Raw genomic sequence first — 13,762 nt, forward strand, 5'->3', positions numbered from 1 at the left:
CGCGATGACCGACACGCAAGCGCCGGCCGCACAGCCGGGCAACGCCAAGGGGGCGCTGTACCTGCAGTTCCGTATCAGGGAACAACGCTTTGCCCTGAGCGTGCACGAGGTGATCGAAGTGCTGCCACTTCGGCCACTCAAGCCGATTGCCCGGGCGCCAGCCTGGGTGGCGGGTATTCTGGCCCACCGTGGCCTGCTCATACCCGTCATCGACCTGGCCGCGCTCAGCTTCGGCCAGCCGGCGGCGCAGCGCACCAGCACCCGGCTGGTACTGGTGCACTACCGGGCTGGGCTGCAGTTGGGGCTGGTGCTGGAGCAGGCAACCGAGACCCTGCGCTGCCAGCCCGATGAGTTCCAGCCCTACGGTGTAGACACTAGCGAAGCCCCTTACCTGGGGCCGGTGCGTCAGGATGCCCTTGGCATGCTGCAGCGCATCGAAGTCAATCACCTGCTGCCCGACGCCGTGCACGCATTACTGTACACGCAGGGCCCGACCGGGGGGCGGACATGACCGAACAGCGTTTTTTCCGTTTCTTGCGTGAGCGTATTGGCCTGGATGTGGAGTCTGTCGGCACGCCGATGGTCGAGCGTGCACTGCGCCAGCGTAGCGTAGCGGTGGGCGCTGCCGATCTGGACGACTACTGGCTGCGCCTGCAGCAGTCCGGTGAAGAGCAGCAGGCACTGATCGAAGCGGTGATCGTGCCAGAGACCTGGTTTTTCCGGTACCCCGAGTCCTTCACCGCGCTGGCGGCCCTGGCGCACAAGCGCCGTGCCGAACTGGACGGCGCGCGGCCGCTGCGGTTGCTCAGCCTGCCGTGCTCGACGGGCGAGGAGCCCTATTCGCTGGCCATGGCCTTGTTTGATGCCGGTATGGCGCCGGGGGCGTTTCTGGTCGATGGCATGGACATCAGCCCCAGCTCGGTGGCCAGGGCCGGGCAGGCCGTGTATGGCCGCAATGCCTTTCGCGGCAGCGAGCTGGGTTTTCGCGAGCGTTACTTCGATGTGGTCGACGAAGGCCACCGCCTGCACGAGCGGGTACGCCAGCAAGTCAGCCTGCAGGTAGGCAATGTGCTCGACCCGCTGCTGGCCAGCCGCGATGGCCTGTATGACTTCGTGTTCTGTCGCAACCTGTTGATCTACTTCGACGTGCCGACCCAGCAACGCGTATTCGAAGTGCTCAAGCGCCTGCTGCACCCACAGGGGGTGCTGTTCATCGGTCCGGCCGAGGGCAGCCTGTTGGCGCGCCTGGGCATGCGCCCGCTGGGGATCGCCCAGTCGTTTGCCTACGTACGAGACCCAGGCAGCAGCACGCCTGCGCCGGCGGCAGCGGCAGCACCTGCCAGGCGCAGTTGGCCGGGGCCCGGGCCTGCCGGGTATTCGCAGCCGGCCTTGCCGGTGCCGCGGCCGCAGCGTGCGCTGCCGGTGGTGGCCCGGCCAGCGCCGGCCCGCGAGGCTGCGGGTGAGGGCCCCAGCGAACTGCTGGCCGGCATCGCCCGGCTGGCCAATGCCGGCGCCAGCGCACAGGCTCGCCACGAATGCCAGCGCTACCTGGGCCAGTACCCGCCGGCGGCGCAGGTGTATTACTGGCTGGGGCTGCTCAGCGATACCGAGGGCGACGCACAGCAAGCGCTGACCCACTACCGCAAAGCGCTGTATCTGGAGCCACAACACCCCGAGGCGTTGCTGCACCTGGCGGCCCTGCTTGCGGCCCAGGGTGACCTGGCCGGGGCCCGGCGCCTGCAGGAGCGGGCGGCGCGGGCTGGGCGGGAGTCTGAACGGTGAACGGTGAATCCGCGATGCAACTGCTGGCCGATGACGATGCGCTCATCGACGACTGCTGGAACCGCATTGGTGTACATGGCAACAAGCAATGCCCGCTACTGGAGCGGCACGTGCATTGCCGCAACTGCGAAGTCTACGCCGCTGCGGCTACCCGCCTGCTTGACCGCTATGCATTGGCGCAGGAGCACTCGGCGGCCGAGCGTGAGCCGCTGCAAGAGCACACCGGTCGCTCCATGTTGCTGTTCCGTCTGGGTGAAGAATGGCTGGCGCTGGCGACCGCCTGCCTGGCCGAAATCGCCCCGTTGCAGGCCGTGCATTCGTTGCCGCACCAGCGCTCGCGGGTGTTGCAGGGGGTCGCCAACGTACGTGGGGCGCTGGTGCCATGCCTGTCATTGGCCGACTTGCTGGGGGTTCAGGCGGGTGCTGCCGAGCAGCGCAGCAGCCGGGCGATGCCACGCATGTTGATCCTGGCCAGCGAGGGCGGCCCGGTGGTGGTGGCGGTCGAGGAAATCGACGGCATTCACCGGCTCGACCCGCTGCTGCTGGGCAGTGGCCAGGACGCCACACGCTATACCGCGGCGGTGCTGCAATGGCGCGGGCGCAGCGTGCGGGTACTGGACGATCAACACTTACTGGCTGCCGTGCAGCGGAGCTTGTCATGACCCCAGAGCAAATGCGCGACGCCTCGTTGCTCGAGCTGTTCAGCCTGGAGGCCGAAGCGCAGACGCAGGTGCTCAGCGCCGGTCTGATGGCACTCGAGCGCAACCCTACCCAGGCTGACCAGCTCGAGGCGTGCATGCGCGCGGCCCACTCGCTCAAGGGCGCCGCCCGTATCGTTGGCGTGGACGCGGGCGTCAGCGTCGCGCATGTCATGGAGGATTGCCTGGTAGCCGCCCAGGAGGGGCGCCTGCGGTTGAATGCCGAGCATATCGATGCGCTGTTGCAGGGGACCGACTTGCTGATGCGCATTGCCACACCGGGCGACAGTGCGGCGCAGGCGACCCTGCCGGTGTTTCTTGCGCAGATGGCCAGCCTGCTCGACCCAGGCGGCGCCGGCGTGCCGCCGCTGCCCGTGGCGGCAGGGGCCGTATCGCCGTCGTCGCCGTCGGTCAGCCCACCGCCGGCACCGTTGGTGCTGCCCAGTGAGCTGTCAGAGCCCGACGCCGAGCCTGAGCCCGAGCCCGAGCCCGAGCCCGAGCCAGCGCTGCGGCGCAAGGTGGGCAAGCGCGTCGGCGATGCAGGCGAACGAGTGTTACGGGTCACTGCCGACCGCCTGAACAGCCTGCTCGACCTGTCCAGCAAGTCGCTGGTGGAGACCCAGCGCCTGAAGCCTTACCTGGCCACCCTGCAGCGCCTCAAACGCATGCACGGCCAAGGGATGCAGGCGCTCGACGGCGTGCGCATGCAGCTGGAAGACAGCGGCCACAACAGTGAAGTGCTCGAAGCCTTGGCGCAAACCCAGCGCCTGCTGGTGGAGACCCAGCAGATCCTGCAACAGCAGGCCGCCGACCTCGATGAGTTCGGCTGGCAGGCCAGTCAGCGTGCACAGTTGCTGTACGACACGGCGCTGGCCTGCCGCATGCGGCCATTCGCCGATGTACTGGCCGGGCAGAGTCGCATGGTCCGAGACCTCGGCCGCTCGCTGGGCAAGCCGGTACGGCTGGTGGTGGAGGGGGAAAAGACCCAGGTCGACCGCGATGTACTGGAAAAGCTTGAAGCGCCATTGACCCACCTGCTGCGCAATGCCGTGGACCACGGCATCGAACTTCCGGAACGGCGCCTGCTGGCGGGCAAGCCAGCGGAAGGGCTGGTGCGCCTGCGTGCCTCGCACCAGGCTGGCATGCTCAGCCTGGAGCTGATCGACGATGGCGCCGGTATCGACCTGGAGCGCCTGCGCGGCAGTATCGTCGAGCGCGCCCTGTCGCCGGCCGACACCGTGGCGCGCATGAGCGAAGCGGAACTGCTGACATTCCTGTTCCTGCCCGGCTTCAGCCTGCGCGACAAGGTGACCGAAGTGTCCGGGCGCGGCGTCGGGCTGGATGCGGTGCAACACATGATTCGCGAACTGCGCGGCTCGATCGAGCTGAGCCAGCAGCCAGGGCAGGGCTGCCGCTTCCATCTGCAGGTGCCGTTGACCCTGTCCGTGGTGCGTAGCCTGGTCGTCGAGGTCGGTGGCGAGGCTTACGCTTTTCCGCTGGCGCATATCGAGCGCACCCTGGACGTCACCGCCGAGCAGATCGTGCAGATCGAAGGCCGCCAGCACTTCTGGCACGAGGGCCGGCACATCGGCCTGGTGGCGGCCAGCCAGTTGCTCAACCGCCCGCTGGGGCAAAGCGACGGCAGCAGCCTGCGGGTCGTGGTGATCCGTGAGCGCGAGCAACTGTACGGTGTGGCCGTGGAGCGCCTGGTAGGCGAACGCGTGCTGGTGGTGATGCCGCTCGACCCACGGCTGGGCAAGGTGCAGGACATTTCTTCGGGTGCCTTGCTCGATGATGGTTCAGTGGTGCTGATCGTCGATGTCGAAGACCTGCTGCGCTCGGTGGATAAACTGCTGAGCACCGGCAGCCTGGAGCGTATCGAACGCGGCAGCGGCGGCACCCGTGGGGTGGCGCACAAACGCATCCTGGTGGTCGACGATTCACTGACCGTGCGCGAGCTGCAGCGCAAGCTGCTCAGCCACCGTGGCTACGACGTGGCGGTAGCGGTAGACGGCATGGACGGCTGGAACGCCTTGCGCAGTGAAGACTTCGATTTGCTGATCACCGATATCGACATGCCACGTATGGACGGTATCGAACTGGTCACCCTGGTGCGGCGCGACCAGCGCCTGCAAGGCTTGCCAGTGATGGTGGTGTCCTACAAAGACCGTGAGGAAGACCGGCGGCGTGGCCTGGACGCCGGCGCCGACTACTATTTGGCAAAGGCCAGTTTCCACGACGACGCGTTGCTGGATGCTGTGGTGGAACTGATCGGGGGGGCTCAGGGATGAAGATCGCCATCGTCAATGACATGCCCATGGCGGTCGAGGCCCTACGCCGTGCAGTCGCCCTTGAGCCCGCGCACGAGCTGGTGTGGGTGGCCAGCAATGGCGCCGAGGCAGTGCAGCGTTGTACCGAGCAGCTTCCGGACCTGATCCTCATGGACCTGATCATGCCGGTGATGGACGGCGTGGAGGCGACCCGGCGGATCATGGCCGAAACCCCATGTGCCATCGTCATCGTCACGGTCGACCGCAAGCAGAATGTGCACCGGGTGTTCGAGGCCATGGGCCATGGCGCGCTCGATGTGGTGGACACCCCAGCGCTGGGCGCGGGTGATCCCCGCGAAGCGGCGGCCCCGCTGCTGCGCAAGATCCTCAATATCGGCTGGCTGATTGGCCAGCAGCGTGCACCGGTTGCGCGCCCGGTTGAGCTGCCGCTGCGCGAAGCTTCACAGCGTCGCGGCCTGGTGGCGATTGGTTCGTCGGCCGGTGGCCCGGCAGCCCTGGAGGTGTTGCTCAAGGGCTTGCCGCCGGCGTTTCCGGCGGCCATCGTGCTGGTCCAGCATGTGGACCAGGTATTTGCCGCAGGCATGGCCGAGTGGCTCGGCAATGCCGCCAACCGGCAGGTGCGGCTGGCCCGTGAAGGCGAGCCGCCGCAGCCGGGCGTGGTGTTGCTGGCCGGCACCAATCACCATATCCGCCTGCTACAGAACGGCCAACTGGCCTACACTGCCGAGCCGGTGAATGAAATCTACCGGCCGTCGATCAATGTGTTTTTCGAGAGCGTGGCCCAACACTGGCACGGCGATGCGGTGGGCGTATTGCTCACCGGCATGGGCCGCGACGGTGCCCAAGGCCTGAAGCTGATGCGTCAGCAGGGTTTCCTGACCATTGCCCAGGACCAGGCCAGCAGCGCGGTGTACGGCATGCCCAAGGCCGCCGCAGCCATTGATGCTGCCGTGGAAATTCGCCCGCTGGACCGCATCGCCGGGCGCTTGACGGAAATTTTTGGAAAATGACGACACGTATTGAATCACGCCGCCACGCCGGTAGTGATCGGGTGACCATGTATGGATGATTTACCGATCGAAGGTTTCGCGACCACCAACGAAAACTCGGCGATGGTACTGCTGGTCGACGATCAGGCCATGATCGGCGAGGCCGTGAGGCGAGGGTTGGCCAACCAGGACAACATCGACTTCCACTTCTGTGCCGACCCCCACCAGGCGGTGGCCCAGGCCATGCGCATCAAGCCCACGGTCATCCTTCAGGACCTGATCATGCCGGGCCTGGATGGCTTGACCCTGGTGCGTGAGTACCGCAACAACCCGGTGACCCAGGACATTCCGATCATCGTGCTCTCCACCAAGGAAGACCCTCTGGTCAAGAGCGCGGCGTTTGCGGCCGGGGCCAATGATTACCTGGTCAAGCTGCCGGACACCATCGAACTGGTGGCGCGTATTCGCTACCACTCGCGCTCCTACCTGACCCTGTTGCAGCGCGACGAGGCCTACCGCGCCCTGCGCGTCAGCCAGCAGCAGTTGCTGGATTCCAACCTGATGCTGCAGCGGCTGATGAACTCCGATGGCCTGACCGGGCTGTCCAACCGCCGGCACTTCGACGAATACCTGGAACTGGAGTGGCGCCGGGCCATGCGCGAGCAGCAACAACTGTCGCTGCTGATGATCGACGTGGACTACTTCAAAGCCTTCAATGACAGCTTCGGCCACCTGGCCGGTGACGAGGCGCTGCGCCAGGTGGCCGAGTCGATCCGCGGCTCGTGCTCGCGGCCCAGTGACCTGCCCGCGCGTTACGGCGGCGAGGAATTCGCCCTGGTGCTGCCCAACACCTCACCTGGCGGGGCACGGCTGGTGGCCGAAAAGCTGCGCCAGACCGTGCATGGCCTGGGTATCCCGCACACTGCACCGGCGGCTGATGCGTTCCTGACCGTGAGCATCGGCCTGGCCACCCAGACTCCGAGTATCGGCAGCCATTGCCGGCAACTGATCTCGGCGGCCGACAAGGGCCTGTACCTGGCCAAGAATGGCGGGCGCAACCAGGTCGGTATTGCCTGACGCGCCGATAACAGCACCGGCCCTCGTGGTAGCTCATGTACAGGCTACCGCCCGGCGGGTCTGCCGCCATGCGGCGGACTCGGTTATACTCGCAGGCTTTTCACCGAATTCGTGCGAGTAGCCAGCCCATGGAAATCCAACCGATCCTGAACACCATCAAGGACCTCACCGAGCGTTCCCAGTCAATTCGGGGGTATCTTTGACTACGATCACAAGCATGACCGCCTGATCGAAGTCAACCGCGAGCTGGAAGACCCCAACGTCTGGAACAAGCCCGAGTACGCGCAGGCCCTGGGCCGCGAGCGTGCCATGCTGGCACAGGTGGTCGAGACCCTGGACAAGCTGTCCAACGGCCTGGGCGACTGCCAGGACTTGCTCGACATGGCTGTCGAGGAAAATGACGAAGGCGCCGTCGGCGACGTCGTGACCGAGCTGGAAGGCCTGGAAGAAAACCTGGCTCAGCTTGAGTTCCGTCGCATGTTCAGCGGCGAAATGGACATGAACAACGCCTACCTGGATATCCAGGCCGGCTCTGGCGGTACCGAGGCGCAGGACTGGGCCAACATCCTGCTGCGCATGTACCTGCGCTGGGCCGACAAGCGTGGTTTCGACGCCACCATCATCGAACTGTCCGAAGGTGAAGTAGCCGGTATCAAGGGCGCCACCGTGCACATCAAGGGCGAGTACGCCTTTGGCTGGCTGCGCACCGAAATCGGCGTGCACCGCCTGGTGCGCAAGAGCCCGTTCGACTCCGGCGCCCGTCGCCACACCTCGTTCTCGGCGGTGTTCGTTTCGCCAGAAATCGACGACAAGGTCGAAATCGAGATCAACCCGTCCGACCTGCGCATCGACACCTACCGTTCCTCCGGTGCCGGTGGCCAGCACGTCAACACCACCGACTCGGCCGTACGTATCACCCACGTACCGACCAACACCGTGGTGGCGTGCCAGAACGAACGTTCGCAGCACGCCAACAAGGACACCGCCATGAAAATGCTGCGGGCCAAGTTGTACGAGCTGGAAATGCAAAAGCGCAACGCCGCCTCGCAGGCGTTGGAAGACAGCAAGTCGGACATCGGCTGGGGCCACCAGATCCGCTCCTACGTGCTGGATGACTCGCGTATCAAGGACCTGCGTACCGGCGTGGAACGCAGCGATTGCCAGAAGGTGCTGGACGGCGACCTCGACCAGTACCTGGAAGCAAGCCTGAAGCAGGGCCTGTAAGCCGTACTCCACCGCCGCGCCATCGGCGAACCGCCGCTGGCGCGTGCCCTGCCCGAAAAGGGCAACGAATACCTGATGGAAAAAATGACCAGATGAGCGACCTCAAGACCGAATCGCAAGACCTGCAACAGGAAGAGAATGCCCTGATCGCCCTGCGCAAGGAAAAACTTGCCGCCGAGCGTGCCAAGGGCAATGCCTTCCCCAATGACTTCCGTCGCGACAGCTACTGCAACGACCTGCAGAAGCAGTACGCGGACAAGACCAAGGAAGAGCTGGAAGCAGCCGCGATTCCGGTCAAGGTGGCGGGCCGCATCATGCTCAACCGTGGCTCGTTCATGGTGATCCAGGACATGACCGGCCGCATTCAGGTCTACGTCAACCGCAAGACCCTGCCGGAAGAAACCCTGGCCGCAGTCAAAACCTGGGACCTGGGCGACATCATCAGCGCCGAAGGTACCCTGGCCCGCTCTGGCAAAGGCGACCTGTACGTCGAAATGACCAACGTGCGCCTGCTGACCAAGTCGCTGCGCCCGCTGCCCGACAAGCACCACGGCCTGACCGATACCGAGCAGCGCTACCGCCAGCGCTACGTCGACCTGATGGTCAACGAAGAAACCCGCCACACCTTCCGTGTGCGCTCGCAGGTGATCTCGCACATTCGCAAGTTCCTCATCGAGCGTGACTTCCTCGAAGTCGAAACGCCCATGCTGCAAACCATCCCGGGTGGTGCTGCGGCCAAGCCGTTCGAAACCCACCACAACGCCCTGGACATGGCCATGTTCCTGCGCATTGCACCGGAGCTGTACCTCAAGCGGCTTGTCGTGGGCGGGTTCGAGAAGGTGTTCGAGATCAACCGCAACTTCCGTAACGAAGGTGTTTCGACCCGGCACAACCCGGAATTCACCATGCTCGAGTTCTACCAGGCCTACGCCGACTACCGCGACAACATGGACCTCACCGAGGAACTGTTCCGCGAGCTGGCGCAGCTGGTTCTGGGCAGCACCGACGTGCCGTACGGCGACAAGGTGTTCCACTTCGGCGAGCCGTTCGCCCGCCTGTCGGTGTTCGACTCGATCCTCAAGTACAACCCGGAGCTGACCGCTGCCGACCTGCAGGACGTCGACCGCGCCCGTGACATCGCCAAGAAGGCCGGTGCCAAGGTGCTGGGCCACGAAGGCCTGGGCAAGCTGCAGGTGATGATTTTCGAAGAGCTGGTCGAGCACAAGCTGGAGCAGCCACACTTCATCACCGAGTACCCGTTCGAGGTGTCGCCGCTGGCCCGTCGCAACGACGACAACCCGGCCGTGACCGACCGTTTCGAGCTGTTCATCGGTGGCCGCGAAATCGCCAACGCCTACTCCGAGCTCAACGATGCCGAAGACCAGGCCGAGCGCTTCCTGGCCCAGGTAGCCGAGAAAGACGCCGGTGACGACGAAGCCATGCACTACGACGCCGACTTCGTTCGCGCGCTGGAGTACGGCATGCCGCCGACCGCGGGTGAAGGCATTGGTATCGACCGCCTGGTGATGCTACTGACCAACTCGCCGTCGATCCGCGATGTGATCCTGTTCCCGCACATGCGCCCGCAGGCCTGAGTGAGCTGAACGAGCCGCCTTTTCAGGCGGCTTTTCTTTGCGAGCGGCAAGCCATAAGCGGCAAGCTACAAGAAACGGCAGTCCGCGTGCATTCCGCTTTTTCTGGTGGCTTGCCGCTTGTAGCTTGCCGCTTCTTCCGTGAGGTCCCCTATGACACCCGCCACCCCTCACCAGGGCGCCGCCGGCATCGCCACCGCCGTCGCCGAAAGCGTGCAATACCAAGGCCGCAAAGCTGCCCGCCAAGGCAGCGAACAGCGTCGCCAGCAGATTCTCGATGCTGCCATGCGCATCGTCGTGCGCGATGGCGTTCGCGGTGTGCGCCACCGGGCGGTGGCTGCCGAGGCCGGTGTGCCTTTGTCGGCCACCACCTACTATTTCAAGGACATCGAGGACCTGCTCACCGATACCTTCGCCCAGTACGTCGAACGCAGCGCCGCCTACATGGCCAAACTGTGGGCCAACACCGAAGTTGTGCTGCGCCAGCTGCTGGCCCAAGGGGATGGCAGCCCGCAGGCGCGGGCACGGCTGGCTGACGAAGTGGCACGCATGACCGCCGACTACGTGCAGCGCCAACTGCTGAACCGCCGCGACTTCCTGATGGCCGAACAGGCGTTCCGCCAAGAGGCGCTGCTGTGCCCGCGCCTGGCCGAACTGGTCTGTGCGCACGAGCAGATCCTGCTGCACGGCACCCGCCAATTGCTGCAGGTGGTCGGTTCGCGGCAGCCGGAACAGGACGCCCAAATGTTGACGGCGATTATCGAGCAGATGGAATATCAGGGCCTGCTCAAGGATGCCAGCGCGCAAGCCGATGGGCAGATGCTCGCTATGCTTACCCGATACCTGCAACTGGTGCTGGCATCGGCCTGAGCGAGACCGACTTTTCAAGGAGAACCTGATGAAAGCCTGGCGTGTGGTGTTGTTGACTTTGTCATTCCTGCTGCTGGGCGGTTGTCTGGTGACCTTCCATGAGCCATTGCCCAGCAATCAGGCCGCGCCCAAGGCCTTGCTCGGCAAGTGGAGCAGCAAGGACGCCTGGGGTGAGCCGTTGAAGCTCACCATCACCCGCAGCAGTGGCAATGCCTACAAGGCGGTCGCCACGGCCAAAGGCAAGGCACCGGAAGCCTACATGTTCACGGTGTCGCGCCACGGTAACCGCTGGTACCTGTCGGCCGGTGTGCCCAAGCGCCTGGGCGGCAATTTCCTGATTGGCGGCTTCGATATCGTCGATGGCAAGGAACTGGTGCTGTACAACCTGGATGTCGAGCAAGTGCAGCAGGCAGTGGACAAACAGGAACTGACCGGGCGCAGTACCGAGGTGCCGGAAGGCAACGGCGATGGTGTGTTGATCGACAGCCCGTCGGCGCGGGTGCTGGCGTACCTGGACGACCCGGCCAACTCGGACCTGTTCGTTGAAGTGGCCCGGTTCCAGCGGTCCGGCAAATGACCGTGCTGGCTTCATCGCCGGCAAGCCAGCTCCCACGGGTACAGCACAGGGCTCCAAGGCAGTGATGAACCTGTGGGAGCTGGCTTGTCGGCGATGAGGCCGGTACAGGTTTTCTGTACTAGAAAGGAGTCCCCGGTGGACGAATACCAGCAGACCATCCGCGCCCTGTCCGACCGCATCGTCGCGGCGCAAACACCGATTCGGGTGCTGGATGCGGTGAAGTGGGACGACAGCATTCGGCAGGGCTTCCTGCAGGGCAAGGGCAAGGAGCCGCCAGCGGTCGACCGCGCCTATTACCAGTCGCGGCCCCTGTCGTTCGACTCCAGCGCCGTCAAGGCCGAGTTTCAGGGGATCGAGCGCGACATCATTCGCCAGCTAGGCCAGTTCAACCCCGTTGGGCAGATCATGAAGCGCATGTGCCGCGAGTACCGCATGGTAGTGCGCATGCTCGAAGCCCGTGGCACCGAGGAGTTCGGCCTGATCTCCCAGGAGTTGTATGGCGCCGCTTCCGACGCCTTTCATGCCGGTGACCCGACCTTGGCCGACCTCGGCCTGATGCTGTCGGACTACCTGAACAACATCGATGGCCGCGGCGACCTGAAGGACGAACCGAAGAACCTGACCGCCAAAGAGGCTGTCGATACCCTACAGCGGCGCCTGAACACGGTGTTCGGTGAAGCCGAAGGCACCATCCGTGTATTCGAGTCCGACGGCATTGTCGCTGACGCCGCCGCCGGTGCCGACTATATCAAGGTGCGCGCCGATGCCATGTTCAATGCCCGTGACGTGCGGGCGCTGGAAGTGCACGAAGGGCTGGTGCACGTCGGCACCACGCTCAATGGCCTGAACCAGCCGATCTGCACCTTCCTGGCCAAGGGCCCGCCCTCGTCGACGGTGACCCAGGAAGGCCTGGCCATCCTCATGGAGGTGATTGCCTTTGCCTCCTACCCCAGCCGCCTGCGCAAGCTCACCAACCGCACCCGTGCCATCCACATGGTCGAGGAGGGCGCCGACTTCATGCAGGTGTACGGCTTCTTCCGCGAGCAGGGCTTCGAGATGGGGCAAAGCTACAGCAACGCCAGCCGGGTATTCCGCGGCTCGGTGCCCAACGGCCTGCCATTTACCAAGGACTTGTCCTACCTCAAGGGCTTCATCATGGTTTACAACTACATTCAGTTGGCTGTGAAGAAGGGCAAGCTCGAACAGATACCGCTGCTGTTCTGTGGCAAGACCACCCTGGAAGACATGCGCACTTTGCGTCAACTGGTCGAGGAGGGGCTGGTCGAACCGCCCAAGTACTTGCCCGAACAGTTCCGTGACCTCAACGCGCTGTCGGCCTGGATGTGCTTCTCCAACTTCCTCAACCACCTGAGCCTGGATCGCATTGAAGCCGACTACGCGAATATTCTCTAAGTCCTGCCGCCCGCTGCTGCTGGGGCTGGTGCTGCTGGCCCTGGGCGGCTGCAGCAGCCTGCTGTTCTACCCCGAGCGCGGGCAGGCGTTCACCCCTGAACGGGCCAAGCTGGCGTACCGTGATGTCACCCTGACCACTGCCGATGGCGTTCGCCTGCACGGCTGGTGGCTGCCGGCCAAGCCGGGTGTCGAGGTCAAGGGTACGGTGTTGCACCTGCACGGCAACGGCGGCAACCTGCCTGGGCACCTGGGTGGCAGCTACTGGCTGCCGGAGCAGGGTTACCAGGTGCTGATGGTCGACTACCGCGGCTATGGCCTGTCTGAGGGCAAACCGAGCCTGCCAGAGGTATACCAGGACATCGCCGCGGCCATGACCTGGCTGGACCAGGCGCCCGAGGCCAAGGGCAAGCCGCTGGTGTTGCTGGGGCAGAGCCTGGGCGGCGCCATGGCGATTCATTACCTGGCAGGCCACCCGGAGCAGCGCCAGCGCTTCGCTGCCCTGGTTTTCGACGGGGTGCCGGCCAGCTACCGGGCGGTGGGGCGCTATGCCCTCAGCACCTCGTGGATGACCTGGCCATTGCAGGTGCCACTGTCGTGGCTGGTGCCCGACGGCGACAGCGCGATCCGCTCGATCGAGCAACTGCGCAGCCCGCCCAAGCTGTTCTTCCAGAGCATCGATGACGACCTGGTGCCGCTGGAAAACGGTATCCGCCTGTATCAGCACGCGCCACCGCCACGGGTGCTGCAACTGACCCGAGGTGGCCATGTGCAGACCTTCGCCGACCCTACATGGCGCCAGGTGATGTTGCGCTTCCTCGATGACCCTAGCCATTTCAACGGCCTGCGGCGGCTCGCCGAAGTGCCTGATTACCCTGACGAGAAGAACAGCCAATGAGTGAAGAACGCAACGCCATCCCGCTGATCCTGACGGGTGTGGGCAGCATCATCGTGACGGTGGGCGCCTTGTGGTACTACGGCTACCTGCATTTCGCCAAACCCGAGGATGCCCTGTTGTTGCAGGATTACACCATGCTCAAGACCGTCCCCGGCGAGGATTACAAGGTTTCGCTGGACCCGGCACCGCAAGTGGCGCAGTGCGTGGACGGTGTATTGGTGCTGTTCGATACCCAGCAGAAAGGCCTGACGGGTGTGCTGGTGGACAACCGCAAGCGTGCAGTGCGCTGCATGGGTGAGGAAACGCCGCAGCAGGTACAGTGAGCGGCAGCGAAGCAAAAAAAAGCCCCGCGTC

13 protein-coding genes are annotated in these 13,762 nt (G+C 64.6%); all 13 read left to right on the plus strand.

What is annotated here, in order from left to right; translation table 11 throughout:
• Positions 1 to 4: 4 nt before the first annotated feature.
• A complete protein-coding gene (locus tag AACG97_RS05695; RefSeq protein WP_197885398.1) occupies positions 5 to 511 on the plus strand; it encodes a chemotaxis protein CheW in 507 nt (168 codons plus the stop codon).
• Positions 508 to 1,782: a CheR family methyltransferase gene (locus AACG97_RS05700; RefSeq protein WP_225785862.1), complete on the plus strand. Its 1,275-nt coding sequence runs from the start codon at positions 508 to 510 to the stop codon at positions 1,780 to 1,782. The genes AACG97_RS05695 and AACG97_RS05700 overlap by 4 nt, the downstream gene beginning before the upstream one ends.
• Complete coding sequence (locus AACG97_RS05705; RefSeq protein WP_197885400.1) at positions 1,779 to 2,444, plus strand: chemotaxis protein CheW; 666 nt, start codon at positions 1,779 to 1,781, stop codon at positions 2,442 to 2,444. The genes AACG97_RS05700 and AACG97_RS05705 overlap by 4 nt, the downstream gene beginning before the upstream one ends.
• The gene (locus tag AACG97_RS05710) at positions 2,441 to 4,771 is read left to right on the plus strand and encodes a hybrid sensor histidine kinase/response regulator (RefSeq protein WP_125855570.1); all 2,331 of its coding nucleotides are present in this window, start codon (positions 2,441 to 2,443) and stop codon (positions 4,769 to 4,771) included. The genes AACG97_RS05705 and AACG97_RS05710 overlap by 4 nt, the downstream gene beginning before the upstream one ends.
• A complete protein-coding gene (locus tag AACG97_RS05715) occupies positions 4,768 to 5,781 on the plus strand; it encodes a chemotaxis response regulator protein-glutamate methylesterase (RefSeq protein ID WP_125855569.1) in 1,014 nt (337 codons plus the stop codon). The genes AACG97_RS05710 and AACG97_RS05715 overlap by 4 nt, the downstream gene beginning before the upstream one ends.
• 51 nt (positions 5,782 to 5,832) lie before the next feature.
• Positions 5,833 to 6,837 carry a Wsp signal transduction system regulator diguanylate cyclase WspR gene (gene wspR, locus AACG97_RS05720; protein ID WP_054890349.1) on the plus strand — a complete coding sequence of 335 codons (1,005 nt, stop codon included), beginning with the start codon at positions 5,833 to 5,835 and terminating at the stop codon, positions 6,835 to 6,837.
• Between the two features lie 128 nt (positions 6,838 to 6,965).
• Positions 6,966 to 8,061, plus strand: a protein-coding gene (gene prfB / locus AACG97_RS05725) for a peptide chain release factor 2 (protein ID WP_110678858.1) whose coding sequence is annotated in 2 segments (ribosomal slippage) — positions 6,966 to 7,037 and positions 7,039 to 8,061 — 1,095 coding nt in all. Because the reading frame shifts where the segments join, the coding sequence is not laid out codon by codon here.
• A gap of 92 nt (positions 8,062 to 8,153) precedes the next feature.
• A complete protein-coding gene (gene lysS / locus AACG97_RS05730) occupies positions 8,154 to 9,656 on the plus strand; it encodes a lysine--tRNA ligase (protein WP_009686998.1) in 1,503 nt (500 codons plus the stop codon).
• 150 nt (positions 9,657 to 9,806) lie between these two features.
• A complete protein-coding gene (locus AACG97_RS05735; protein WP_009686997.1) occupies positions 9,807 to 10,523 on the plus strand; it encodes a TetR/AcrR family transcriptional regulator in 717 nt (238 codons plus the stop codon).
• 28 nt (positions 10,524 to 10,551) lie between these two features.
• Positions 10,552 to 11,100: a hypothetical protein gene (locus AACG97_RS05740; RefSeq protein ID WP_029888050.1), complete on the plus strand. Its 549-nt coding sequence runs from the start codon at positions 10,552 to 10,554 to the stop codon at positions 11,098 to 11,100.
• 93 nt (positions 11,101 to 11,193) lie between these two features.
• Entirely contained in the window at positions 11,194 to 12,513 is a 1,320-nt protein-coding gene (locus AACG97_RS05745) for a flavohemoglobin expression-modulating QEGLA motif protein (RefSeq protein ID WP_154211460.1), read from the plus strand.
• The gene (locus AACG97_RS05750) at positions 12,485 to 13,408 is read left to right on the plus strand and encodes an alpha/beta hydrolase (RefSeq protein ID WP_197885402.1); all 924 of its coding nucleotides are present in this window, start codon (positions 12,485 to 12,487) and stop codon (positions 13,406 to 13,408) included. Before AACG97_RS05745 ends, AACG97_RS05750 begins: the two co-directional genes overlap by 29 nt.
• Positions 13,405 to 13,731 carry a hypothetical protein gene (locus AACG97_RS05755; RefSeq protein ID WP_009686993.1) on the plus strand — a complete coding sequence of 109 codons (327 nt, stop codon included), beginning with the start codon at positions 13,405 to 13,407 and terminating at the stop codon, positions 13,729 to 13,731. The genes AACG97_RS05750 and AACG97_RS05755 overlap by 4 nt, the downstream gene beginning before the upstream one ends.
• Positions 13,732 to 13,762 lie beyond the last annotated feature (31 nt).

This window comes from Pseudomonas sp. Nvir (genome assembly GCF_963778085.1).
Lineage (GTDB): Bacteria > Pseudomonadota > Gammaproteobacteria > Pseudomonadales > Pseudomonadaceae > Aquipseudomonas > Aquipseudomonas juntendi.